The sequence below is a fragment of the Rhizobium sp. ZX09 genome, from assembly GCF_017357485.1.
GTDB lineage: Bacteria > Pseudomonadota > Alphaproteobacteria > Rhizobiales > Rhizobiaceae > Agrobacterium > Agrobacterium pusense.
Window position 1 is genome coordinate 1,516,988 of the sequence record NZ_CP031363.1, and the last position, 22,859, is coordinate 1,539,846.

General features: G+C 59.7%; 21 protein-coding genes. 11 read left to right on the plus strand and 10 right to left on the minus strand.

The features are described 5' to 3' along the window. Window positions 1-329: 329 nt before the first annotated feature. From BTN45_RS07575 to hspQ, 4 genes are all read left to right on the plus strand, one after another. Window positions 330-668: a P-II family nitrogen regulator gene (locus tag BTN45_RS07575; protein WP_003515720.1), complete on the plus strand. Its 339-nt coding sequence runs from the start codon at window positions 330-332 to the stop codon at window positions 666-668. Window positions 669-738: 70 nt separating this feature from the next. Next, a complete protein-coding gene (gene glnA, locus BTN45_RS07580; protein WP_004442307.1) occupies window positions 739-2,148 on the plus strand; it encodes a type I glutamate--ammonia ligase in 1,410 nt (469 codons plus the stop codon). 99 nt (window positions 2,149-2,247) lie between these two features. Beyond that, window positions 2,248-3,168, plus strand: a complete 921-nt coding sequence (locus BTN45_RS07585; RefSeq protein WP_207587067.1) for a DMT family transporter — start codon at window positions 2,248-2,250, stop codon at window positions 3,166-3,168. 87 nt (window positions 3,169-3,255) lie between these two features. Next, on the plus strand, window positions 3,256-3,585 hold the full coding sequence (gene hspQ / locus BTN45_RS07590; RefSeq protein WP_004442310.1) for a heat shock protein HspQ: 330 nt from the start codon (window positions 3,256-3,258) through the stop codon (window positions 3,583-3,585). Window positions 3,586-3,686: 101 nt separating this feature from the next. Here the strand turns inward: hspQ and BTN45_RS07595 are convergent, their stop codons facing one another. Beyond that, on the minus strand, window positions 3,687-4,343 hold the full coding sequence (locus tag BTN45_RS07595; protein WP_004442311.1) for an invasion associated locus B family protein: 657 nt from the start codon (window positions 4,341-4,343) through the stop codon (window positions 3,687-3,689). A 307-nt stretch (window positions 4,344-4,650) separates the two neighbouring features. On the opposite strand from BTN45_RS07595, the gene BTN45_RS07600 reads away from it, so the two are divergent. Genes BTN45_RS07600 through BTN45_RS07610 form a run of 3 tightly spaced genes read left to right on the plus strand, consistent with a single transcriptional unit; the run spans window position 4,651 to window position 8,189 of the window. Then, window positions 4,651-6,498: an extracellular solute-binding protein gene (locus tag BTN45_RS07600; RefSeq protein ID WP_207587069.1), complete on the plus strand. Its 1,848-nt coding sequence runs from the start codon at window positions 4,651-4,653 to the stop codon at window positions 6,496-6,498. A gap of 39 nt (window positions 6,499-6,537) precedes the next feature. Beyond that, window positions 6,538-7,206 carry a DsbA family protein gene (locus tag BTN45_RS07605; protein WP_113380544.1) on the plus strand — a complete coding sequence of 223 codons (669 nt, stop codon included), beginning with the start codon at window positions 6,538-6,540 and terminating at the stop codon, window positions 7,204-7,206. A gap of 50 nt (window positions 7,207-7,256) precedes the next feature. Beyond that, window positions 7,257-8,189 (plus strand): DMT family transporter, encoded by a 933-nt coding sequence (locus BTN45_RS07610; protein ID WP_207587071.1) that lies wholly within the window; start codon window positions 7,257-7,259, stop codon window positions 8,187-8,189. A gap of 55 nt (window positions 8,190-8,244) precedes the next feature. On the opposite strand, the gene BTN45_RS07615 is transcribed toward BTN45_RS07610, so the two are convergent. The 3 genes from BTN45_RS07615 to BTN45_RS07625 form a co-directional block, all read right to left on the minus strand. Further along, complete coding sequence (locus tag BTN45_RS07615) at window positions 8,245-8,589, minus strand: hypothetical protein (RefSeq protein WP_112554528.1); 345 nt, start codon at window positions 8,587-8,589, stop codon at window positions 8,245-8,247. 376 nt (window positions 8,590-8,965) lie between these two features. Beyond that, window positions 8,966-12,463, minus strand: coding sequence for a transcription-repair coupling factor (gene mfd / locus BTN45_RS07620; RefSeq protein ID WP_207587079.1), 3,498 nt, complete (start codon window positions 12,461-12,463; stop codon window positions 8,966-8,968). Window positions 12,464-12,467: 4 nt separating this feature from the next. Then, on the minus strand, window positions 12,468-12,779 hold the full coding sequence (locus BTN45_RS07625; protein ID WP_037092537.1) for a succinate dehydrogenase assembly factor 2: 312 nt from the start codon (window positions 12,777-12,779) through the stop codon (window positions 12,468-12,470). Between the two features lie 188 nt (window positions 12,780-12,967). Between BTN45_RS07625 and recG the strand changes: the two genes are divergently transcribed. The 4 genes from recG to BTN45_RS07645 are packed head-to-tail and all read left to right on the plus strand — an operon-like array spanning window position 12,968 to window position 16,050. Further along, window positions 12,968-15,073 (plus strand): ATP-dependent DNA helicase RecG, encoded by a 2,106-nt coding sequence (gene recG / locus BTN45_RS07630; protein ID WP_173614693.1) that lies wholly within the window; start codon window positions 12,968-12,970, stop codon window positions 15,071-15,073. A gap of 12 nt (window positions 15,074-15,085) precedes the next feature. Further along, window positions 15,086-15,358 carry a hypothetical protein gene (locus tag BTN45_RS07635; protein ID WP_004442322.1) on the plus strand — a complete coding sequence of 91 codons (273 nt, stop codon included), beginning with the start codon at window positions 15,086-15,088 and terminating at the stop codon, window positions 15,356-15,358. A gap of 54 nt (window positions 15,359-15,412) precedes the next feature. After that, window positions 15,413-15,670, plus strand: coding sequence for a type II toxin-antitoxin system prevent-host-death family antitoxin (locus BTN45_RS07640; RefSeq protein ID WP_004442323.1), 258 nt, complete (start codon window positions 15,413-15,415; stop codon window positions 15,668-15,670). Beyond that, a complete protein-coding gene (locus BTN45_RS07645) occupies window positions 15,667-16,050 on the plus strand; it encodes a type II toxin-antitoxin system VapC family toxin (protein WP_035210753.1) in 384 nt (127 codons plus the stop codon). The genes BTN45_RS07640 and BTN45_RS07645 overlap by 4 nt, the downstream gene beginning before the upstream one ends. 1 nt (window position 16,051) lies before the next feature. Here the strand turns inward: BTN45_RS07645 and BTN45_RS07650 are convergent, their stop codons facing one another. The 6 genes from BTN45_RS07650 to BTN45_RS07675 form a co-directional block, all read right to left on the minus strand. Then, window positions 16,052-16,720: a DUF502 domain-containing protein gene (locus BTN45_RS07650; protein ID WP_004442327.1), complete on the minus strand. Its 669-nt coding sequence runs from the start codon at window positions 16,718-16,720 to the stop codon at window positions 16,052-16,054. 12 nt (window positions 16,721-16,732) lie between these two features. Continuing rightward, window positions 16,733-17,236 (minus strand): N-acetyltransferase, encoded by a 504-nt coding sequence (locus BTN45_RS07655; protein ID WP_112766368.1) that lies wholly within the window; start codon window positions 17,234-17,236, stop codon window positions 16,733-16,735. Beyond that, the gene (glmS, locus tag BTN45_RS07660; protein ID WP_207587081.1) at window positions 17,233-19,059 is read right to left on the minus strand and encodes a glutamine--fructose-6-phosphate transaminase (isomerizing); all 1,827 of its coding nucleotides are present in this window, start codon (window positions 19,057-19,059) and stop codon (window positions 17,233-17,235) included. The genes BTN45_RS07655 and glmS overlap by 4 nt, the downstream gene beginning before the upstream one ends. Window positions 19,060-19,161: 102 nt before the next feature. Further along, a complete protein-coding gene (gene glmU / locus BTN45_RS07665) occupies window positions 19,162-20,523 on the minus strand; it encodes a bifunctional UDP-N-acetylglucosamine diphosphorylase/glucosamine-1-phosphate N-acetyltransferase GlmU (protein WP_207587083.1) in 1,362 nt (453 codons plus the stop codon). Between the two features lie 221 nt (window positions 20,524-20,744). Beyond that, window positions 20,745-21,482, minus strand: coding sequence for a FadR/GntR family transcriptional regulator (locus BTN45_RS07670; RefSeq protein ID WP_207589679.1), 738 nt, complete (start codon window positions 21,480-21,482; stop codon window positions 20,745-20,747). A 298-nt stretch (window positions 21,483-21,780) separates the two neighbouring features. Then, the gene (locus tag BTN45_RS07675) at window positions 21,781-22,854 is read right to left on the minus strand and encodes a BMP family ABC transporter substrate-binding protein (RefSeq protein ID WP_004442334.1); all 1,074 of its coding nucleotides are present in this window, start codon (window positions 22,852-22,854) and stop codon (window positions 21,781-21,783) included. Between the last annotated feature and the right edge of the window lie 5 nt (window positions 22,855-22,859).

A 22,859-nucleotide genomic window follows, 5' to 3' on the forward strand; every position in this document is an offset into this window, starting at 1 on the left:
AGGCAATCGATACAAAAATAAGCAAAATTCGGAGACCAAAAAATACTCAAATGCATATAATATGTGCAATAGCTCAACCCGCGACCACAGCATAATCGAATTTTAAAAATTTCTAATATTAAAGAAAACCGCAGAAATGCTGATGGATTTTTCGGATTCTAGTGACGAATTGCCGGTAGAACCGCGAAAAGCGAATGCATTTTGTGCGGGAAAGGCCGCGGGGCGAAGTTTTTTCTTCAAGCCCGCTTCCGATCTGGCACAATACGTGCATTCTTGTGGCAGAGCGGGAGTTACCTGCTTTAACGGGAGAAGCGGAGAGATATTTTCTCATGAAAAAGATCGAAGCGATCATTAAGCCTTTCAAGCTCGACGAAGTGAAGGAAGCCCTTCAGGAAGTCGGACTTCAGGGAATCACGGTCACGGAAGCAAAAGGCTTTGGTCGTCAGAAAGGCCACACGGAACTCTACCGCGGTGCAGAGTACGTCGTGGACTTTTTGCCGAAAGTGAAAGTCGAAGTCGTATTGGCGGATGAGAATGCGGAAGCCGTCATCGAGGCGATCCGCAATGCGGCGCAGACCGGACGCATCGGCGACGGAAAGATTTTCGTTTCCAATGTCGAGGAAGTCATCCGCATCCGTACCGGTGAAACAGGCGTGGACGCCATATAATTAAAAAAGTCCCGAGCCGGGGAGGCTTGGGTTTTCACCTCGTCATCATCACACTCAAGGAAAAGTTTAAATGACGACCGCAAACGATATCTTGAAGCAGATCAAGGATAACGACATCAAGTTCGTGGACCTGCGCTTTACCGACCCCAAGGGCAAGCTGCAGCACGTCACCATGGACGTGGTATGCGTCGACGAAGACATGTTCGCCGACGGCGTCATGTTCGACGGCTCCTCGATCGCCGGCTGGAAGGCCATCAACGAGTCCGACATGGTGCTGATGCCAGATCCGGCCACCGCCCATGTCGACCCGTTCTTCGCCCAGTCCACCCTGGTCGTCCTTTGCGATATTCTCGACCCGGTCTCGGGCGAAGCCTATAACCGCGACCCGCGCGGCACCGCCAAGAAGGCCGAAGCCTACCTCAAGGCATCAGGTATCGGCGACACGGTTTTCGTCGGTCCCGAGCCTGAATTCTTCGTCTTCGACGACGTGAAATACAAGGCAGACCCCTACAACACCGGCTTCAAGCTCGATTCGTCCGAACTGCCGTCCAATGACGACACCGACTACGAGACCGGCAACCTCGGCCACCGTCCGCGCGTCAAGGGCGGTTATTTCCCGGTTCCGCCGATCGACAGCCTGCAGGACATGCGCTCCGAAATGCTGACGGTTCTCGCCGAAATGGGCGTCGTCGTTGAAAAGCATCACCACGAAGTGGCTGCCGCACAGCACGAGCTGGGCGTGAAGTTCGACACGCTGGTCTCCAGCGCCGACAAGATGCAGATCTACAAGTACGTTGTGCACCAGGTCGCCAATGCCTATGGCAAAACGGCAACCTTCATGCCGAAGCCGATCTTCGGCGACAACGGCTCGGGCATGCACGTTCACCAGTCGATCTGGAAGGGCGGCAAGCCGACCTTCGCAGGCGATGAATATGCAGGCCTTTCCGAGACCTGCCTCTATTACATCGGCGGCATCATCAAGCACGCCAAGGCGATCAATGCCTTCACCAACCCTACCACCAACTCCTACAAGCGTCTGGTGCCGGGTTATGAAGCGCCGGTTCTGCTCGCCTACTCCGCGCGCAACCGTTCCGCCTCCTGCCGTATCCCCTTCGGCTCCAACCCGAAGGCAAAGCGCGTCGAAGTCCGCTTCCCGGACCCGACCCAGAACCCCTATCTCGGTTTTGCGGCCATGCTGATGGCCGGCCTCGACGGCATCAAGAACAAGATCCATCCCGGCAAGCCGATGGACAAGGACCTTTACGACCTTCCTGCCAAGGAACTGAAGAAGATCCCGACCGTCTGCGGTTCGCTGCGTGAAGCGCTGGAAAGCCTCGACAAGGACCGCAAGTTCCTGACCGCCGGCGGCGTGTTTGACGACGACCAGATCGATAGCTTCATCGAACTGAAGATGCAGGAAGTCATGCGTTTCGAAATGACCCCTCACCCGGTCGAATTCGACATGTACTACTCGGCCTGATCGGCCCTGCGGGCGCTCCACCGGGGCGCTCCATTCATCGCGGCGGTTTTCCCCGGAAAGCCGCCGTTTTCTTTTGAAGTTCAACCCTGACCGTGAAGAATGCCGAACACGCCAGCCACGCAGCAAACCCGCCTCACGGACTGGCTCATCTTTCTGGCCGTTCCCTTCTTTTTCGCCAGCAACGTCATTTTCGGCCGCGGCGTCGTCGGTGAGGTCTCGCCTTTCATTGCCGCCTTCATCCGCTGGATGGGCTCGACGCTCATCATCGCGCCCTTCATGATCGCCGACTGGCGCAACTGCCTTGCTTTCGTGCGGCACAAGACGCTACTCTGGCTCGTCCTCGGCATTCTCGGCATGGGCATCTGCGGCGGTGTGGTCTATTGGGGCCTCACCATGACCACGGCCGCCAACGGCACGCTGATCTATACCACCTCCTCGCTGTTCATCATCCTGTTCCAGCACATCTTTCAGGGCCGGCCGATCCGGAAGCTTGAAGTGGCGGGCATGATTATCGCCTTCGCCGGCGTCGCCGCCATCGTGCTCAAGGGCGATATCTCCGCTCTCCGGCACATGAATTTCAACATCGGCGACTTTGCAATTTTGACCGCAGCCATTGCCTTTGCGATCTATTCCCTGCTGCTGCGCGATCCGGCGGCGCGGCAGATGGCGTCCTTCAGTCTCTTCGGACTGATTGCTTTTTCCGGCGCGCTTGTCCTTCTGCCGCCGGCAGCACTGGAACTGGCACAGGGCGGCATGCTGCCGGCCACGCCTGTTGCATGGGCGAAGATCGGCGGCATCATCCTGTTCGCCTCACTTCTGGCCTTTTATTGCTTTACCCACACGGTGCGCGTTTTCGGTCCCGCCACGGCGGGAATTACGCTGTACATGATGCCACCGGTCTCGATCCTCATGGCGACGGTGTTTCTCGGCGAATCCTTCGAGACCTATCATGCCATCGGCATCGTATTGGTCACCGGCGGCGTCATCATCGCCACCGCGCCGATCGGCAAAGGGCGCTGAACACGAATGGCAGAGCGGCGTCAAAGCGCCAGGTCTTGATATTTCGCGTTCCGATACCAACTAGTATTGGGAAAGGAAGTACATGCCATGAAACAAAGAAACGCAAAATTCACGCTTGGCGAGATCGTTCGCCACAAGGTGTTTCCGTTCCGCGGTGTGGTAATCGACGTGGACCCGGAATATGCCAATACCGAGGAATGGTGGAACGCCATTCCCGCGGAAATCAGGCCGGAACGCGACCAGCCCTTCTATCATCTTCTCGCCGAAAACGAGGAGACGGAATATGTCGCCTATGTTTCCGAACAGAACCTCGTCCACGACGAGAACGAGACGCCGCTCCGAAATCCCAATATCGGCCGCATCTTTGACAAGGCGCCGAACGGCGAATGGCGCCCGAAAATGTCCACGGCGCACTGACGCCCGCCAAGCATCTCCCTCCTCCCGGGGATATCGAACGCGCATAAAAAAACCGGTCTGTCGCCAGACCGGTTTTCTGTTTTTTCGAGCTTGCGCGGCAATCAGGGCTTCGGCGCGCCCTTGGCAGCGTCCTGAGCAGCTTCGAGCTTCTTGCGAGCTTCTTCCGCCTTCTTCTGCATGCCTTCCTGCAGGCTTCGCTGGCTTTCGGCCAGCTGCGACTGGGTGATTGCCGGGCCGTCATAAGCGCCGGTGAAACCGGAAAGCGCGATCTTGATGGGGTTCGGTGCGCGGCGGAAGTTGATGGAGGTGAAGACCACCTCGCTACCCTTCTTCAGCGAAGCGATCATGGCGTCCGTCAGCGGCACTTCAGCCGTGCACTTGTCGGGAAGGCAAACGGCGTAATCGAGCTTCTGACCCTTACCGCCATCGATCTGCATCATCACACCCGGAGGAATGAGACGCGCGGTCGGAACGGAAACCTGCAGCAGCTTGCGGTTGACCTTGCCTTCAACGGTAATGAGGCCAACGGCCGTGATCATCTGGCCGTTCTGGGCGAGAACCACGTTCTGCACAACGCAGACATCGTTGTCTTCCTGCTTGGAGCAGGTCTTGAACCAGCCGAGCGGCGGAGCGCCAGCGCCCTGAGCAGCCGGAGCAGCATCCTGCGCCTGCGAGATGGCCGGAGCGGACACAGCGCCGAGAGAGAGGACCAGAGCGGACAGAGCCGTCCGGGTGAATGTGTTTGCCTTGTGCATCATAAGAGTTCCGTCTCCTGAATGTCTGCCAGAACAGAACCGCTCAAGGTCCTGTTCGTCGATGGCGGTATCCTTCTGCCCGTTCAACTGTCGTTTAAATGAGGCAAATGCGTGACCCGTCTCTTCCGGTCCCCCTGTTACATGCCGTTCGCGGCGATATCCAGCACTTCTTTAACTTTTTCTTGAGCGGAGCCAAGATTTCCCGCGCTTGCATGGGTCATGCAATGTCCGTGTGCTACATATCTGCCAGAATCATGACGATAAACGGTCCTGACGCACATCGGACGGACAGTTGAGACAGGACAGTGACATGCGCAACCTTGCGGCCCTCATCCCCGCATTGTTTCTTTTGGGATCATCCCTGCTTCCCGGCGGGAGTGCGGTAGCGCAACCGCTGCACGCCATCTCGATGCATGGCACGCCAGCGCTTCCCGCAGATTTTTCACACCTTCCTTATGTCAATCCTGACGTGAAGAAAGGCGGCCGCATTTCTTATGGCGTGGTCGGCACCTTCGACAGCCTGAACCCCTTCGTTCTTAAGGGAATGCGCACCACCGCCCGTGGTGTTTGGGATCCGGAATTCGGCAATCTTCTTTACGAGCCGCTGATGTCTCGCTCCAGCGACGAGCCCTTCAGCCTCTACGGGCTGCTCGCCGAAACCGTGGAGTGGGACGACGAGCGCAGCTTCGTTCAGTTCAACATCAACCCCAAGGCGAAATGGTCGGATGGCGAGCCGATAACGCCTGATGACGTGATCTTCACCTTCAATCTCCTGAAGGAAAAGGGCCGCCCGCCATTCAACAGCCGTCTCGACGGCGTAGCCAAGATGGAGAAGACCGGCGAACGCAGCGTGCGCTTCACCTTCAACGAAAAGGCGAATCGCGAAACGCCTCTCATCCTCGCCTCTTCAACGCCGATCCTGCCGAAACACGCGACCGATCCGGAAAAATTCGAGCAGGCGGGCCTCGGTGCGGTTGTCGGCTCCGGCCCTTACCGAATCAAGACGCTGCGCCCGGGTGAACGAATCATCTGGGAGAGAAACCCCGACTACTGGGGCAAGGACATTCCCGGCAAAGTCGGTTTCGATAATTACGACGAGATCAGCATCACCTATTTCCTCCAGGTCACGACCATGTTCGAGGCCTTCAAGAAGGGCGATATCGACATCTACCCGGAAGGCGATGCCATCAATGGCACCTCCGATACCTCTCACTGGGGGCAGGCCTATAATTTCCCCGCCGTGCATCGCGGCGATATCGTCAAGGACGTATTCCAGCCGCGCCTGCCGACCGGCATGTTCGGTCTCGTCTTCAACACCCGCCGTGCCGTCTTCGCTGACGAAAAGGTACGCGAAGGCCTTACCTATGCCTTCGATTTCGAGTGGATGAACAAAAACATCCTCGGCGGCTCCTTCAAGCGGACGCAGAGCTACTGGCAGAACTCGCCGCTCGGCGCCTATGGCAACGCCGCCGACGCGCGCGAGCTGGCGCTGCTCGGTGACGCGGCAAAGTCCATGCCGCCGGAGCTTCTGGCCGGCACCTATGCGCTGCCGACCACGGACGGCACGGGCGCCGACCGCAAGGTTCTGAAAATGGCCGTCGACAAGCTGAAAGAGGCTGGCTACAGCATCAAGAACGGCAGGATGTCCGATGCCAATGGCCGCCAGCTCGCCTTCGAGATCATGACGCAGAACCCGGCGCAGGAGCGTATCGCGCTCGCCTATCAGCGTTCGCTGAACCTGATCGGCGTCGCCATGGGCATTCGCTCGGTTGATGACGGGCAATACCAGTCGCGCTCGAACAGCTTCGATTACGACATGATCATCCGCTCCCTGCCCTCGTCGCTTTCGCCCGGCATGGAGCAGCTGAACCGCTGGAACTCACTCTCGCGTGATGCGCAGGGCAGCTTCAACTATGCAGGTGTTGCCAATCCCGATATAGACCGGATGATAGAGGCGCTGTTGCAGGCCCGCTCGACGGAAGATTTCCAGGCGGCCGTGCGCGCTTATGACCGCCTGCTTGTGGCCGGACATTATATCATTCCGCTCTATTATATCGGCGCCCAATGGGTCGCCCGCTGGAAATATATCGACCGCCCGGATATGACACCGATACAGGGCAATCAGAAACAGACCTGGTGGGACGCGCGGGCGCAATAACCTGCCACCGTCAGGTCGATCATATAAGGAACATCAGCCATGGAACGCATCGTTGTTGACGTCGTATCGGACATGGTCTGCCCGTGGTGTTATCTCGGCAAGGCCCGGCTCGATCTCGCCATTGCCGAGGTGCAGGATGAAATCAGCGTCGACGTGAACTGGCGTCCCTACCGCCTCAACCCGGACTATCCGCCGGAAGGAGTCGACCAGAAAGCCGCTCTCGAGGAAAAGCTCGGCAAGGAGCGTCTGGAACAGGCCCATGCCACGTTGGTTCAGCTCGGCAGGGAAGTCGGCATTACCTACGATTTCGACGCGATCAAGATCGGGCCGAACACGCTCGATGCCCATCGCCTGTCGCTCTGGGCCCATTCCGAAGGCCGCGACGTCCAGGAACGCGTCGTGACCGGCCTGTTCAAGGCCAATTTCGAGGAAGGCCGCAATATCGGCGATCATGCCGTGCTGGTCGACGTTGCCGCAAAGGCCGGCATGGATGCGAAAGTCGTCGAGCGGCTGCTGGCTTCGGACGCGGACAAGGATACGGTCGTCGCTGAAATCGATGCCGCCCAGCAGATGGGTGTCGCCGGCGTGCCCTTTTTCATCATCGACCAGAAATACGCCATAAGCGGTGCACAAACACCCGATGTCCTGATTGCTGCATTGCGGGATATTGCAAAAATCAAGGCGGACGAGCATAGATCGATGAACTGACGGTCAAACCGCCGGCGGTTTTCAACAACTCGATTTTTGCCGGTGTTTCCGTGTCCGACCAGACCCTGAAAGGCATTCTGCTCGCCTTTGCAGCCTTCGCTGCCTATGCCTGGAGCGATGCCAGCGTTAAACTCATTGAAGGTCAGATTTCTCCCATAGAATCGGCCTTCTTCGGGGCCCTGTTCGGCCTCGTCGCCCTGCCCTTCATCCGCAAACGCAACGACAGCTGGCTGGATGTGGTGAAAACAACCAACCGGCCGCTCTGGATCATCCGCTTTTTTTCGGCCGGCACCGGCGCTGTCGGCAGCGTGACTGCCTTTACCTATCTTTCCATGGCGGAAGCTTTCGCGCTGATCTTCCTGCTTCCGTCCTTCGTCACCATCATGTCGGTGATGTTTCTCAAGGAACAGGTGGGCATTCGCCGCTGGTCGGCCGTCATCATCGGTTTTCTGGGTGTGCTCATCATCCTGCGGCCCGGATTCCGTGAACTGGGCATAGGCCATCTGGGCGCCATCATCGCCGGCTTCAGCGGCGCGCTCAGCATCGTGATCTTCCGCGCCATGGGCCCATCGGAAAAGAATGTTTCGCTTTACGGTGCGGGCGTGCTGGGCTGTCTCGTCATCAGCGGCGTTGCCATGGTGCCGAGCTTCGTCATGCCGGGTGGCGAACAATGGCTGCTGCTGGCAGGATACGGCCTGCTCGGCGCGCTTGGCAACATTCTGGTCATGTACGCCGCCCAATATGCGCCCGCCGCCATGATCGGCCCGACGCAATATAGCCAGATGCTCTGGGCCATCCTGTTCGGTTATCTGATTTTTGGCGATCGTATCGACGGCTGGATGTTGATCGGCATTGCCCTCATCGTCGGATCCGGCCTGCTGACACTGCTCCGCGAGAAACAGAGAAAGGTGCCATTGCCCGCCTCCATCGCCGCGACAGACCAGAACGTGGCTGTCGGTATTACGCCGGAAGACAGTCACTAGCCACAGAGAGCGAAAAAACCGGCGGCGCTTCAGGCACCGCCGGTCCGGCGTTCAATCAATCGCAAACCCTGACCCGATACATGTCGCCCCAGGCGTTCTGCCTCCAGGCCACATGGCAGCGGGGATAGGCGGGTTCATAAACGACCGGCGGGCCATAAGCGGGCGCAGCGTAGACGGGTGGACCATAAGCAGGCGCGTAATAGGCGGGGCCGTAGGCATAGCCCGGGTGTCTTGCACCCGCAATCAGCGCTCCGCCAATGATCGTGCCGGCAATACCGGCGGCAAGGCCGCGGCCGAAATTATTGCGCGCTTCCGCCTGACTGGTGGTGGCAATTGTGGTGCCCGCAATTGTCAAGGCAACCAGACCAGCGGTGGCAAACCTGTTGATATTGGTCCACATCGTCCTGCTCCTTCATCACCCGGCGGCATCCACTCATCCGCCGCACCGGGTATGAGGAGGAGATTACGCCTGCGAAGACTACCGGTAGATGTCCGTTTCGTTACATTGCGGTAATTTTGGCTGAGCCGCGTGGGGGCATTCGTGAGTGGCCAAAGGTGGGTGTGGCTTTACCCCCCTCTGCCCTGCCGGGCATCTCCCCCTCAAGGGGGGAGATCGATCTGCGGCGATGTCTCGCATTATCTCGACGTTAGAGGATGGAGTGGTGACAGTGCATCTTGCCGATCTCCCCCCTTGAGGGGGAGATGCCCGGCAGGGCAGAGGGGGGTAAACCCCACCCACCTGCGGTACCAAATAGCCCACCCTCTGAAACTCAAATCTACGACCGAGCCAGCTCCGCCAGCTGCGTCATGATCATCGCCGCACCCGTCAGCCGCTTTTCCGGCGTCGGCAGATCACGGTTGAGGAACAGGCTGTGATCGGGACGGATCTTCGCCATCGATCCCTGCTTGCCAATGTAACCGACAAGCGCCGCCGGGTTCGGGAATTCCCTGTTGCGGAACTGAACGACAACGCCCTTCGGCCCGGCATCCAGCTTCTCGACGTTGGCAATGCGGCAGAGCGACTTGATGTAGACGATCTTGAGAAGATGCTGCACTTCTTTCGGCAGCGGGCCGAAACGGTCGATCATTTCAGCGCCGAAACCGTCGATCTCGCTGATATCGGCAAGCTCGCCAAGCCGGCGGTAAAGGCCCATGCGAAGATGCAGATCGGGAACGTAATCTTCCGGGATCATGACGGATGTGCCGACCGAGATTTGCGGCGACCAGCCGCTATCCTGCACCTGCTCGTCACCCTTCACTTCGGCGACAGCCTCTTCCAGCATCTGCTGATAAAGCTCGAAACCGACTTCCTTGATATGGCCGGACTGTTCTTCCCCGAGCAGATTGCCCGCACCACGAATATCAAGATCGTGGCTCGCCAGCTGGAAACCGGCGCCGAGCGTATCGAGCGATTGCAGCACCTTCAGCCGGCGCTCAGCAGTCGTGGTCAGTACCTTGTTGACCGGCAGGGTGAAGAGCGCGAAGGCGCGAACCTTGGAGCGGCCAACGCGGCCGCGCAGCTGGTACAGCTGGGCAAGACCGAACATATCGGCGCGATGCACGATCAGCGTATTGGCGGTTGGAACGTCAAGGCCGGATTCGACGATGGTGGTCGACAGCAGAACATCATATTTGCCGTCGTAGAAGGCGTTCATGATGTCTTCCAGCTCGCCCGCCGCCATCTGCCCATGCGCCACCGCCACCTTCAGTTCCGGCACATCCGATTGCAGGAAGGCATGGATATCGGCGAGATCGGCAAGCCGCGGACAAACGTAGAAACTCTGGCCGCCACGATAATGCTCACGCATCAGCGTCTCGCGAATGACGAGCGGGTCAAACGGCGAGATGAAAGTGCGCACCGCCATGCGGTCGACAGGCGGGGTGGTGATGAGCGACAGTTCGCGAACCCCGGTCATGGCGAGCTGCAAGGTGCGCGGAATGGGCGTCGCCGATAGCGTCAGCACATGCACATCGCTTTTCAGCTCCTTCAGCCGCTCCTTGTGCTTGACGCCGAAATGCTGCTCTTCGTCGATGATGAGCAGGCCGAGATTGGCAAAGCTGATGCCCGCACCGAGCAGCGCATGCGTGCCGACCACGATATCGGTCTTTCCGTCAGCAACTTCCTTCTTGGTCAGCGCCAGTTCCTTGGAGCCGACGAGACGGGAAGCCTGCTGCACGCGGATGGGCAACCCGCGGAAACGCTCCGAGAAAGTCCGGAAATGCTGGCGGGCGAGCAGCGTGGTCGGCACCACGACAGCCACCTGCACGCCATTCATGGCGGCAAGGAAGGCGGCGCGCAGCGCCACTTCGGTCTTGCCGAAACCGACGTCACCGCAGATGAGACGGTCCATTGGCCGGCCGGCCGCGAGATCCTCCCGCACCGCCTCGATGGCGTTCAGCTGGTCCTCAGTTTCATCATAGGGGAAACGGGCAGCAAACTCATCATAGAGCCCATCGGGCGCGACAAGCTCCGGCGCATGGCGCACGAGACGCGCCGCTGCGATGCGGATAAGCTCATCGGCCATGTCGAGCAGGCGCTTCTTGAGCTTGGCCTTGCGCATCTGCCACGCGCCGCCGCCGAGCTTGTCGAGCGTTGCCTCCGCCGCGTCCGAGCCGTAACGCGAGAGGAGATCGATGTTTTCAACCGGCAGAAACAGCTTGGCGTCATCGGCATAGTGCAACTCGAGACAGGCGCGTGGTGCGCCCGCCGCCTCGATGGTCTGCAATCCGACGAAACGACCAATGCCGTGTTCGGCATGAACGACGAGCGAGCCCTCGTCCAGCCCGGCCACTTCCGAAATGAAATCCGCACCGCGCTTGCGGCGCTTGGAGCGCCGCACCATGCGGTCGCCGAGAATGTCCTGCTCGCCGATAACGGCAAGATTCCCGGTTTCGAAACCGGCTTCAAGGCTCAGCACCGCGGAGGCGGCCTCGCCTTTGCCAAGCTTCTCCACCTCTTTTAGCGAGGTAACCGGCTTGATCTTCTCAAGCCCGTGTTCGTTCAGCACCTGCAGCAACCGGTCGAGCGAGCCTTCCGACCAGCCTGTTATCAGCACCTTCCAGCCCCTGGCGCGGCGCTCGGCTATGTGTTTCACAGCCAGGGCAAAGACATTGACCCGCTCTTCGCTTTCGCCTTCGGTTGGCTGCCGCGCCCAGCGCGGGCCGACATGCGCGTCCAGCGTGGCGACGGGTCTTCCCTCGCTATCCTGCTCATTGAAGGGCGTCAGACGCACCGCATTGACGGCAAACAGGGCCGTGTCGAAATCCTTGCCGTTGAGATAAAGCTGGCCGGGAGACACGGGTTTGTAGGGCGCACCCTGCGTCGATCCCTTCGTCTCACCGGAAGCGCGCCGCGCCTCGTAATAATCGAGCACCAGCTTGGAGCGCTCCTTGGCCGCCTCGCGTGCCGTGTGATCGGTGACGATGCGGAACCCCTTCAGATAATCGAAGGCGGTCTCCAGCTTCTCGTAAAACAGCGGCAGCCAGTGCTCCATGCCGGCATAACGGCGGCCCTCGGAAACGGCCTGATAAAGCGCATCGTCACGCGTCGCCGCACCGAACAGCGAGAGGTAATTCTTACGAAACCGGCTGATCGTATCGGGCGTCAGCGTCACTTCGCTCATGGGGTTCAGATCGAGCGAGCGCGCCTGGCCGATGGTCCGCTGGCTGGCCGGATCGAAGGTACGGATGCTCTCCAGCGTATCGCCGAAGAAATCGAGCCGCACAGGCTCCTCGGTGCCCGGCACGAAAACATCGAGAATACCGCCGCGCACGGCGAACTCGCCCACCTCACGCACCGTCGCAACCCGGTCGAAACCGTTGCGCTCCAGCCGCGCGGCAATATCCTCCATGCGGATCTGGTTGCCGGGTCTGGCAGAGAAACCAAGGCTTTCGATGATGTCGCGCGGGGCCATCTTCTGCAGCATGGCGTTGACGGTGACCAGCACGATGGCCGGATGCGGTTTCTTCGCGTGGCTGATGAGACCGGCAAGCGCCGCCAGGCGACGCGCCGACGTGTCGGCGCTTGGTGACACGCGGTCATAGGGAAGGCAGTCCCAGGCCGGCAGCGTCATGACCGGAATATCGGGCGCAACAAAGCCGAGAATTTGTTCGAGATCGGCGATGCGCTGGCCATCCGACATCACATAGGCAACCGAGGTGCCTGCGCGCGCCATCTCGGCAAGCAGCAGCGCCTCCATGCCTGCGGGCACGTTTCCGATGCTCAGCGGCGTATCGGCCGACGACACCAGCTTTGCATCGAATCCGGCTATCATGGTTTCAGGCTTTCACATTGTCTGCGGTGACGAGATCGAAATCGGGACGATAGGATGCGATCTTCATGAACAGGGGGGTCTGGAACTTTTCAGGAATGGCAAGCGCCCCCGTCACCATCTTGACGAGGTCGTTATCCTCTTCCGCCATGATGACTTCAAGCTCATCGAGCTGGTCATCGGAAAGCAGCGCGATATTGTCTTCCGCGAATTGCCCGAGAACGAGGTCCATCTCGCGAATGCCGCGGTGCCAGCAGCGGTAAAGTATCCGCCGGCGTCTCGGATCGAGGTCGGCACTCGTGCGCACCAGTCCAGTCATCGCATTCACCTTTCGGTTGACCATTCAACAGCACGTTGATCGCGACCTCCTATAGAACAGGAGGCGAACGCTTGGGAACCGGTTTTTATCGAAATAATACCACGGCCACGAAAATCTGCCGGTGATAACCCGGCTTTGTGACCTGCGAAGTCTTGCATAAGCCGTCCCCTTCCCCGATTTTGCTGCCCATGCGCCCGGCCATTCTCGATCCGCTGTTTGCCTCCGTCTCCACGCTTGCCGGCGTGGGGCCGAAGCTTGCCGATCTCCTGGCAAAACTTCTGGGACGGGAGAATGCGGACGATACGCGCGTTATCGACCTATTGTTCCATGCGCCCTCCAACGTCATCGACCGCCGCAACCGTCCCGGCATCGCGCTTGCAGCACCCGGCGCCATTGTCACCATTCAGGGACGTGTCGACCGCCATCAGCCGCCACCGCCGGGTAACCGCAACGCGCCCTATCGCGTCTTCCTGCACGATGAAACCGGCGAACTGGCGCTGACCTTCTTTCGCGCCAAGGGCGACTGGCTGTCAAAGGCCCTGCCCGTCGATGAAGAGGTTCTCGTCAGCGGCAAGGTGGACTGGTTCAACGGCCGCGCCTCCATGGTGCATCCGGATTTCATGGTGAAGCTTTCCGAGGCGGAAAATCTGCCCCTTGTGGAAGCGGTTTATCCCATGACCGCCGGCCTTTCCGCCAAGGTGTTGCGCAAGGCGATCGAAGGCGGGCTCTCGAAGCTGCCGGTTTTCCCGGAATGGATCGATGAGACGCTCAAGACCCGGCAGGGCTTCGGTGACGTGGCATCAAGCTTCCGCGAATTGCACGATCCGCGCGACAGCGCCGATATCGATCCTCAGGCGCCGGCGCGCAGACGGCTTGCCTATGACGAATTCCTCGCCGGGCAGCTCTCACTGGCGCTGGTGCGCCAGCGGCTGCGCAAGGTGGCGGGCCAGCCAATCCGCGCCAAAGGCGATATCGCCGCAAAGATCCTGTCGCAACTGCCCTTCTCGCTGACGGCAACCCAGAGCGCCGCCGTCAAGGATATCCTGACCGACATGGCTGGCGAAGACCGCATGTTGCGGCTGCTGCAGGGCGATGTCGGTGCGGGCAAGACGCTGGTGGCGCTGATGGCCATGGCGACGGCGGTGGAAGCCGGCGGACAGGCGGTGCTGATGGCGCCCACCGAAATCCTTGCCCGTCAGCATTACGCCACCATTTCCAAACTCGCGCAGGCCGTGGGCCTCACGGTGGAAGTGCTGACCGGACGTACCAAGGGCAAGGAACGCCGCGAGATAGAGGATCGCGTCGCCTCGGGCGAAGCGCAGATCGTCATCGGCACCCATGCGCTGTTCCAGGACAGCGTCACCTATAAGAACCTTGTGCTCGCCGTGGTGGACGAACAGCATCGTTTCGGCGTGCACCAGCGCCTGCGCCTCACCGCCAAGGGCATCACGCCACATATGCTGGTCATGACCGCAACGCCCATTCCACGCACGCTGGTACTGGCCGCCTTCGGGGACATGGATGTCTCCAAGCTCACCGAAAAACCGGCGGGCCGCAAACCCATCCAGACCGTCACGATCCCCACCGAACGCATCGGCGATATTGTTGAGCGGCTGCGCGCAGCGCTGAAGGACGGCAAAAAAGCCTACTGGATTTGCCCGCTGGTGGAGGAGACGGAGGAGTCCGACCTCATGTCGGCAGAAGAGCGCCACGCGGTTCTCTCGCAGATGCTCGGCGCCAACATCGGCCTCATTCACGGGCGTATGAGCGGCCCGGAGAAGGACGCCGCCATGCTCGCCTTCAAGAACGGCGAAACCCGCCTGCTGGTGGCAACTACGGTGGTCGAGGTCGGCGTCGATGTGCCAGATGCCACCATCATGGTCATCGAACACGCCGAACGTTTCGGCCTCGCCCAGCTGCACCAGCTGCGAGGCCGCGTCGGACGCGGCGACGAGGCCTCCACTTGTATCCTGCTCTACAAGGGCCCGCTCAGCGAAAACGGCCGCGCACGGCTCTCCATCCTGCGCGACAGCGAGGACGGCTTCCTGATCGCCGAGGAAGATTTGAAGCTGCGCGGCGAAGGTGAATTGCTCGGCACGCGTCAATCAGGCACGCCTGGCTTCCGCATCGCCAGCCTTGAGGCCCACGCCGATCTTCTCGAAATTGCCCGCAAGGACGCAGCCTACGTCATCGAGCGCGACCCGGAACTGATAGGTCCACGCGGCGATGCGCTACGCACCCTCCTCTACCTGCACCGCCGCGACGAAGCGATTCGTTTCCTGCACGCCGGCTGAAAGAGAACACCCATGAACATGATCGACCCGCGCCGCCCGCCACCCGCCTTCCGCAAGGGCTACGCGCTCTGCTCGCCGCAGAATATCCTCCAGCCCGAGACATTTGCGAAGAGCGAGAAGAAGGCGATTGGCAAGGCGTTCAAGAAGCCCGGCCGCAAAAAGGCATGGAGCCGGGCGCTGGAAGAAGGCTGGAGCGTGAGGCTGGTCTATATGCGGCTCTTCGTGCCGGTGTTCCACGCCACGACCACAGGAACAGACGTGGATGATCTGGACGACGAGGATTGATATGGTCCATTGAATGGACTAATATAACGCTAACTTTAACGCCCGAGGTTAGCCGTGCAGATATCCGTGACTGATGCAAAAAGTCAGCTTACCGAACTGGTGCGCCGCGCCGAAGCCGGTGATGAGGTCATTCTCACCCGTCATGGCCACGCAGCCGTGCGGCTGGTTCCGGTCACCGTCGTGGCGGATAAAACATCCCGTAGCGCCGCGCTCGCAAAAGTGCGCGCGACTGTCGCCAACAAAGGCGATAATGGCCCGGATGCCGCGCATAGTCAGGATTTTCTCTATGACGAGCACGGCCTTCCGAAATGATCGTTATCGATACGTCGGCTCTGATGACGATCCTGCTCGATGAACCCAAAGCGGATGCCTGCGCCTCAGCGCTCGAAACTGATGAACCTCTGCTCATTTCAGCGGGGACGCTTGCGGAGGCCATGATCGTGGCGCAGCGGCGCGACCGTAGCCGAGAACTAGAGATGCTGATCGAAGGTCTGGGCGCCGAAATCAAACCCGTCACCCCCAAATCGGCGCATGGCGTTTCGGAAGCTTATCGCATTTGGGGCAAGGGCGTTCATCCTGCCGGACTAAATTTCGGCGACTGCTTTGCCTACGAGCTGGCGAAAACAGAGGGTTGCCGTTTGCTTTATGTCGGTAACGACTTTTCGCAGACGGACATCCCGGGCGTTCTCTAGATTAGACCGGCGCGATCATCTTCGGCGGCTTGAAATCCGGCGCCACAAGACCACCCGAGATCAGCAGCTTCGCCGCATCCTCCGGGGTCATGTCCAGCATCACGATCTTGTCCTTGGGCACGAACAGCAGGAAGCCCGCCGTCGGCACCGGTGTGGGCGGCAGGAAGACGGCGACCATCTGCTGGCCCATCTCGTTGAAGCGATGGGCGAGTTCGCCCTTTGCCTCGGAAGCCACAAACACCATCGCCCATGTGCCTGACGACGGGAACTCGATCAGGCCAACCTTCTTGAAGGAGTTCGAGTGCTCCTTCAGGACGGATTCGAAAAGCTGTTTGATGCTTTTATAGATCGGCCGCACCAACGGCATGCGGTTGAGGATGGATTCACCGACGCCGACAATCCATTTCCCGATCAGGTTATTGCCGAGAAAGCCGATGAGGGTGATGCCGATGACAGCGATCAGCAGGCCGAAGCCGGGAATGGCCACATCGAAATATTGCTCGGGATCGTAACGGGCGGGAATATAGGGCTTCACCCAGCTATCCGCCCATTGCAGGAAGCTCCACACAAGCCACATGGTAATGGTGACGGGTGCGAGGATCAGAACGCCCGTAAGGAAGCTGTTGCGCAACCGTGTCGCAAAGGAAATTTTGGGAGGAATGTCGGTCATTTACCGTTCGCGTTAAGCGCTGTCGCTATCGAAACCCGGATGAAAACTGACAATGCCGGATGGCGTTCCCCCATGCAAGCGAAGAACTGTGAAATATTCGTCAGGAATCCCCATAGCGCTTAGGCCCTCGACGGCTTGAAAACCGAAGCGTCCATAATAATCGGGATCGCCGGCAACGACACATCCCGATGCGCTCAGCCGATCAAGCGCAGCAAGCCCTTCACGCACCAGCCGGGAGCCGATACCCTCGCCCTGCCGTTCCCGCGTCACCGAAAGAGGCGCAAGGCAAAACCAGCCGCTGTCGCCGCTTGAAAGTGTCACGGGCGAAAAGCCGATATGGCCGACGATCCCTTCGCTGTCTTCGGCCACGAGCGAAACCGTGAGCGCACCGGCCTCCCGCAGCCGCGCCACGATCAGATGTTCGGTCTTGTCGCTATGCTCGACGTTACGAAAGGCTTCTTCCGTAACGCGGGCAATCGCCTCTTCGTCACCCTGGCGCTCCGGCCGGATGATCATTCCACCGTGACCGATTTTGCAAGGTTGCGCGGCTGGTCAACATCCGTACCCATGAAAACGGCGGTGTGATAGGCCAGCAGCTGAATGGGCAGCGAGAAGACTATCGGTGCGATCAGTTCGTCGACGGTCGGCAGCGTGATCGTCGCCATGGTGTCGAGCTTGGAAGCGGCAGCTCCCTTCTCATCCGTGATGAAGATGATACGGCCGCCGCGGGCGGCAACCTCCTGCATGTTGGAGACGGTCTTTTCGAAGAAACGATCATGCGGTGCAATCACGATGACGGGCATGTTCTCGTCGATCAGCGCGATGGGGCCGTGCTTCAGCTCGCCGGCAGCATAACCTTCGGCGTGAATATAGGAAATTTCCTTGAGCTTCAGCGCGCCTTCCAGCGCCAGCGGGAAGCTGGTGCCCCGGCCGAGATAAAGCACGTCCTTGAAGCGCGACAGATCGCGCGACAGGCCCTCTATCTGGGGCTGTATGATGTTGAGCACCTGGCTCATGATGCGCGGCATCTCGATCAGATGTTGCACAAGTTCCTTTTCCTGACCGGGCTTCAGAGTGCCGCGCGCCTTGCCGGCGGCGATGGCGAGCGAAGCAAGCACCGCAAGCTGGCAGGTGAAGGCCTTGGTGGAAGCGACGCCGATTTCCGGTCCGGCAAGGATCGGGAAGATGGCGTCCGATTCCCGGGCAATGGTCGATTCCCGCACATTGACGATGGCGCCGATCTTGAGATCGCTTTCCTTGCAATAGCGCAGCGATGCCAGCGTATCGGCTGTCTCACCCGATTGCGAGATGAAGAGCGCCGCCTGCGTTGGCTGAAGTGGCATTTCGCGATAGCGGAACTCGGAGGCCACATCGATCTCCACCGGCAGGCGCGCATAACGCTCGAACCAGTATTTGCCGATCAGGCCGGAAAGATAAGCCGTGCCGCAGGCGGAGATCGCAAGTCCGGAAAGCTTGGCGAAATCGATGGCCTTATCGGCCTCTTTCACGGTCTTGGAGGCGAAATCCACATAATGGCTGAGCGCATGGGAAATGACTTCCGGCTGCTCGTAGATTTCCTTTTCCATGAAGTGGCGATGGTTGCCCTTGTCGACGACATAGGCCGTCGCCTGCGATATCTGCCGCTCGCGCTTCACCGGCTTGCCGGAGAAATCGATGATCTCGGCGCCCTGCCGGGTCACGATGGCGCAGTCGCCATCCACCAGATAGGTGATCTCGTTGGTGAAGGGCGACAGCGCAATGGCGTCGGAACCCAGGAACATTTCTCCGCGGCCATAACCGACGGCAAGCGGCGGGCCGGAACGCGCCGAAAGCAGCGTGCCGGGATCGTCCTTGAACATCACCACCAGCGCATAAGCACCGGTCACGCGGTTCAACATCTTCAGCATCGCCTCCCGATGGCCAAGGCCATCGCGGGTATATTTCGCCAGAAGCTGCGCCACCACTTCCGTGTCGGTCTGGGTGGTGAAGGTGGCACCATCGGCGGTCAGTTCTTCGCGCAGTTCGGCGAAGTTTTCGATGATGCCGTTATGGACGACGGCCACGCCATCGACAAAGTGCGGGTGCGCGTTGGTTTCGTTCGGCACGCCGTGAGTCGCCCAGCGTGTATGCGCGATGCCGACCACGCCCGGCAGCGGCTTTTCGGACACCAGCTTTTCCAGATTGAAGAGCTTGCCCTCGGCACGGCGGCGATCCATCGCGCCATTGTCGATCGTTGCAACGCCGGCTGAATCGTAGCCACGATATTCGAGACGCTTCAGCGCATCGACAAGCCGTTCAGCAACGGGCTCAGTTCCGACAATTCCGACAATTCCGCACATATATATCTCCAGACGGCGATCTTCTCGCCGAAACTTCTAATCTTTCCCGTGCAATCCGCAATTATGGCGCCGGTCACTTTCGGTATCGCTTCGTAACGTCCTTCAAGGCGACTTTTTCTTCGCTTCCTTCAGCGCCTTCGCCCGCTCCCGCACCACGGTTGCGCGGCCCGGCTTCACCTCCTGGCGCGCACGCCCAAAAGCCAGCGCATCATCGGGCACGTCATCGGTGATGACGCTGCCGGAGGCGATGTAGGCCCCCTCGCCAATCGTCACGGGAGCAACCAGCGATGAGTTGGAACCAACGAAGCTGTTCGCGCCGATCCGCGTCTCAGCCTTGTTGTAACCGTCATAATTGCAGGTGATGGTGCCGGCACCGATATTGCTGCCCGCGCCAACGAAGGCGTCGCCGATATAGGTGAGATGATTGACCTTGGCCCCCTCGCCGATCTCGGCCTTCTTGACCTCGCAGAAATTACCTACCTTGGAGTTGGCGTGCAGGTTGGCCCCCGGTCGCAGCCGGGCATAGGGACCAACAGTGGCACCTTCCGCGACATGCGCGCCTTCGAGGTGCGAGAAGGCATGGATCACGGCACCCGGTTCGACCGTCACGCCGGGACCAAAAACGACATTGGGCTCGATCAGCGCGTCCTGACCGATCATCGTATCGAAGGAGAGGAAGACAGTTTCAGGCGCGATCATCGATACGCCGTCGACCATCAATTCATGGCGGCGGCGCTCCTGCCAGAGCTTTTCGATGAACGCCAGTTCGGCGCGGTTGTTGCAGCCGACCAGTTCTGTTTCCGGTGCATCGATGGCAACGGCGCGGCGGCCGAGCGACCGGGCGATTTCGACCACATCCGTCAGATAATATTCGCCCTTCACATTGCCGTTGCCGATCCTGTCGAGCAGATCGAGGGCATTGCGGCCATTGATCGCCATCAGTCCACTATTGCACCAGGTCACCCTGCGCTCTTCGTCGGTCGCATCCTTTTCCTCGCGGATCGCCACCAGCTCGCCATTCTCGACCAACAGCCGGCCATAACCCGTAGGCCGGTCGGTATGAAAACCGATCACCGCGACATCGGCGCCGGAAGCAATGGCCTCGCGGGCCCGGTCGAGCGTGGCGGAGGTAATGAGCGGCACGTCGCCATAAGCGATGATGAGATCGTCGAAGCCGCGTTCGATTGCCGCACGTGCGGCAAGCACGGCATGGCCGGTGCCTTTGCGTTCCTTCTGAAGAAAAGTCTCAACCTGAAGTCCCGGCAGGCTCGCCGCCGTGGCAACATTGTCGGCGTCACGTCCGACGACGAGCGCCACCGTGCCCACGCCCGATCCAGCCACCGCCTCGACCACATGCGCAATCATCGGACGGCCGGCGACCGGATGCAGCACCTTGGATTTCGACGACTTCATGCGCGTGCTGTCGCCCGCTGCGAGAATAACGGCTAGAGAGCTGCGCTCCATAAGACCTCCAACACCCCGTCGGCGACTGCCTGGCAGCCGATACAGCGGCACATGTTTGACTTTGCGCCGTCCGGCAAAACGGACGGGCGCATCGGTAATTTCATTCCGGATTGCTATAACGGCGGCCCACTTAAGAAACCATGCAAATCTGCACCAAATTTCCGCACCGGTTTTCATCAAACGTGATGGAGCGGGATCACATCCTGCTCCCACCGTCTGATTTATCGCCGGGAGTTGCGGGCAGTGAATTCCAGTACCTGCTGGCGGCCGTTCTCAATCAATCTTTCCATCTCGCGACGCGCGGCGGCCTCGTCATGCAGACGAAAGGCTTCCACGAGCTTCAGGTGCGAGGCTGAAACATCGGAAATTTCATTGGGATCGGTGTCCGGATTGCTCATCCGGAAAATGCCCGCCAGAGCCGCCTTTATCAGCGAACCAACGGTGCGCATGAACGGGTTGCCCGACATTTCGGTGATGAGGACATGGAAATTCATGTCTGCGAGCGCGCGCTTTTCTTTCGAATAAACAGTATTGCCCATCTCATTGGCATAGGCGGCAAGCTTTGCGATATCCGCATCCTTTGCCCTGATGGCGGCAAGCCCGGCGCCATAGGGTTCGAAGGCTTTGCGGATGTCGTAGAGGTGCAGCAGGAACTCATCGCTGACGCCGGCCTCGAAGTGCCACAGCAGCACTTCGCTGTCGAACATGTTCCAGCTTTCGCGCTCCGTCACCCGCGTGCCGATCCGCGCCTTGGGGGAAATCATGCCCTTGGCCGTCAGCGTCTTCATCGCTTCGCGCAGCACGGTGCGCGAAACTTTAAGCCGCTCCATCAGCTCCGCATCGCCTGGCAGGATGTCGCCGGTCTTGAAGGTGCCGGACACGATGTCGAGACCGAGCTTGTGAACGACCTGTGCATGATTTGTCCGCAGCTTTCGTAGACCGATCGCCGCATCGAGCATTCCGCGCTGCAAGTGCCATGTCCTTCCGTTCGGTTGGCGATTTTAAAAATCGCGCCAGACGTGTATCTTCAGTCAGAATATAGTGAAAGACATCAAGTTGCCGGAAAAGCAAAGGCAAACTTCATCTACGCAATAAAACCCATGAAAATAAGCAAGGCTGCACATGCGTCGATGTACAGCCCCGATCTTTGCGAACTCAATTTCCCACGTCATCCTCGCCCTTCAGGCGAGGATCCATAGATATGGGGAGTGTCATCCAGGTCAAGGCCGAGGATGACACCCTGTCCCACAACGCAGATTATTGCGGCAACTTGTCGTCCACGCCGGCAACGTAGAAGTTGAGGCCGAGCAGGACCTTGTCCTCAGCCTTTTCACCAGCCTTCAGCCATTCCGAGCCGTCCTGCTTCTTCACCGGGCCGGTGAAGGGGTGCAGTTCGCCGGACTTGATCTTGGCTTCGGTGTCCTCGGCCATCTTCTTCACGTCGTCAGGCATGTTGGTATAGGGCGCCATGGTCAGGATACCGTCCTTCAGGCCGTCCCAGACGGATTCGGATTTCCAGGTGCCATCGAGAAGAGCCTGCGTGCGCTTGATGTAATAAGCGCCCCAGGTATCCTTGATCGCGGTCAGCTGCGTCTCAGGACCGGCCTTGATCATGTCGGAGGCCTGGCCGAATGCCTTGATGCCGCGCTCGGCTGCAACCTGCATCGGTGCAGTCGTGTCGGTGTGCTGCGTCAGGATATCAACGCCCTGGTCGATCAGCGCCTTCGCGGCATCGGCTTCCTTGCCGGGGTCGAACCAGGTGTTGGCCCAGACGACCTTGACCTTGAACTCAGGATTGACGGACTGCGCGCCGAGAACGAAGGCGTCGATGCCCATCACCACTTCCGGGATCGGGAAGGACGCGATGTAACCGGCAACGCCCTTTTTCGACATTTTCGCGGCGATCTGGCCCTGAATGTAACGGCCTTCATAGAAACGCGAATTGTAGGTCGCGACGTTTTCAGCCGTCTTGAAGCCGGTTGCGTGCTCGAACTTCACCTTAGGGAATTTCTGGGCAACCTTCACGGTCGCATCCATGAAGCCGAAGGAGGTGGTGAACACCAGTTCGCAGCCGGAGCGGGCCATGCGCTCGATGGCGCGTTCAGCATCCGGGCCTTCCGGAACGCTTTCGAGGAACGGCGTTTCGATCTTGTCGCCGAAGTGCTTCTGCAGCTCTTCGCGGCCGATATCATGCGCCTGCGTCCAGCCGCCATCGGTGCGGCTACCGACATAGATGAAGCAGACCTTCTTGGCGTCGGCGGCTTCAGCGGAGGAAACAACGCCTCCCAGCGCCGCGATGGAAGCGGCAAGTGCGATGACCAGTTTTTTCATTTTTA

Excerpts from the sequence above, each read along its gene's own strand:
- BTN45_RS07575 (WP_003515720.1), top strand. The coding sequence starts at position 330 with ATGAAAAAGATCGAAGCGATCATTAAGCCTTTCAAGCTCGACGAAGTG.
- glnA (WP_004442307.1), top strand. The coding sequence starts at position 739 with ATGACGACCGCAAACGATATCTTGAAGCAGATCAAGGATAACGACATC.
- BTN45_RS07585 (WP_207587067.1), top strand. The coding sequence starts at position 2,248 with ATGCCGAACACGCCAGCCACGCAGCAAACCCGCCTCACGGACTGGCTC.
- hspQ (WP_004442310.1), top strand. The coding sequence starts at position 3,256 with ATGAAACAAAGAAACGCAAAATTCACGCTTGGCGAGATCGTTCGCCAC.
- BTN45_RS07595 (WP_004442311.1), bottom strand. The coding sequence starts at position 4,343 with ATGATGCACAAGGCAAACACATTCACCCGGACGGCTCTGTCCGCTCTG.
- BTN45_RS07600 (WP_207587069.1), top strand. The coding sequence starts at position 4,651 with ATGCGCAACCTTGCGGCCCTCATCCCCGCATTGTTTCTTTTGGGATCA.
- BTN45_RS07605 (WP_113380544.1), top strand. The coding sequence starts at position 6,538 with ATGGAACGCATCGTTGTTGACGTCGTATCGGACATGGTCTGCCCGTGG.
- BTN45_RS07615 (WP_112554528.1), bottom strand. The coding sequence starts at position 8,589 with ATGTGGACCAATATCAACAGGTTTGCCACCGCTGGTCTGGTTGCCTTG.
- mfd (WP_207587079.1), bottom strand. The coding sequence starts at position 12,463 with ATGATAGCCGGATTCGATGCAAAGCTGGTGTCGTCGGCCGATACGCCG.
- BTN45_RS07625 (WP_037092537.1), bottom strand. The coding sequence starts at position 12,779 with ATGACTGGACTGGTGCGCACGAGTGCCGACCTCGATCCGAGACGCCGG.
- recG (WP_173614693.1), top strand. The coding sequence starts at position 12,968 with ATGCGCCCGGCCATTCTCGATCCGCTGTTTGCCTCCGTCTCCACGCTT.
- BTN45_RS07635 (WP_004442322.1), top strand. The coding sequence starts at position 15,086 with ATGAACATGATCGACCCGCGCCGCCCGCCACCCGCCTTCCGCAAGGGC.
- BTN45_RS07645 (WP_035210753.1), top strand. The coding sequence starts at position 15,667 with ATGATCGTTATCGATACGTCGGCTCTGATGACGATCCTGCTCGATGAA.
- BTN45_RS07650 (WP_004442327.1), bottom strand. The coding sequence starts at position 16,720 with ATGACCGACATTCCTCCCAAAATTTCCTTTGCGACACGGTTGCGCAAC.
- BTN45_RS07655 (WP_112766368.1), bottom strand. The coding sequence starts at position 17,236 with ATGATCATCCGGCCGGAGCGCCAGGGTGACGAAGAGGCGATTGCCCGC.
- glmS (WP_207587081.1), bottom strand. The coding sequence starts at position 19,059 with ATGTGCGGAATTGTCGGAATTGTCGGAACTGAGCCCGTTGCTGAACGG.
- glmU (WP_207587083.1), bottom strand. The coding sequence starts at position 20,523 with ATGGAGCGCAGCTCTCTAGCCGTTATTCTCGCAGCGGGCGACAGCACG.
- BTN45_RS07670 (WP_207589679.1), bottom strand. The coding sequence starts at position 21,482 with ATGCTCGATGCGGCGATCGGTCTACGAAAGCTGCGGACAAATCATGCA.
- BTN45_RS07675 (WP_004442334.1), bottom strand. The coding sequence starts at position 22,854 with ATGAAAAAACTGGTCATCGCACTTGCCGCTTCCATCGCGGCGCTGGGA.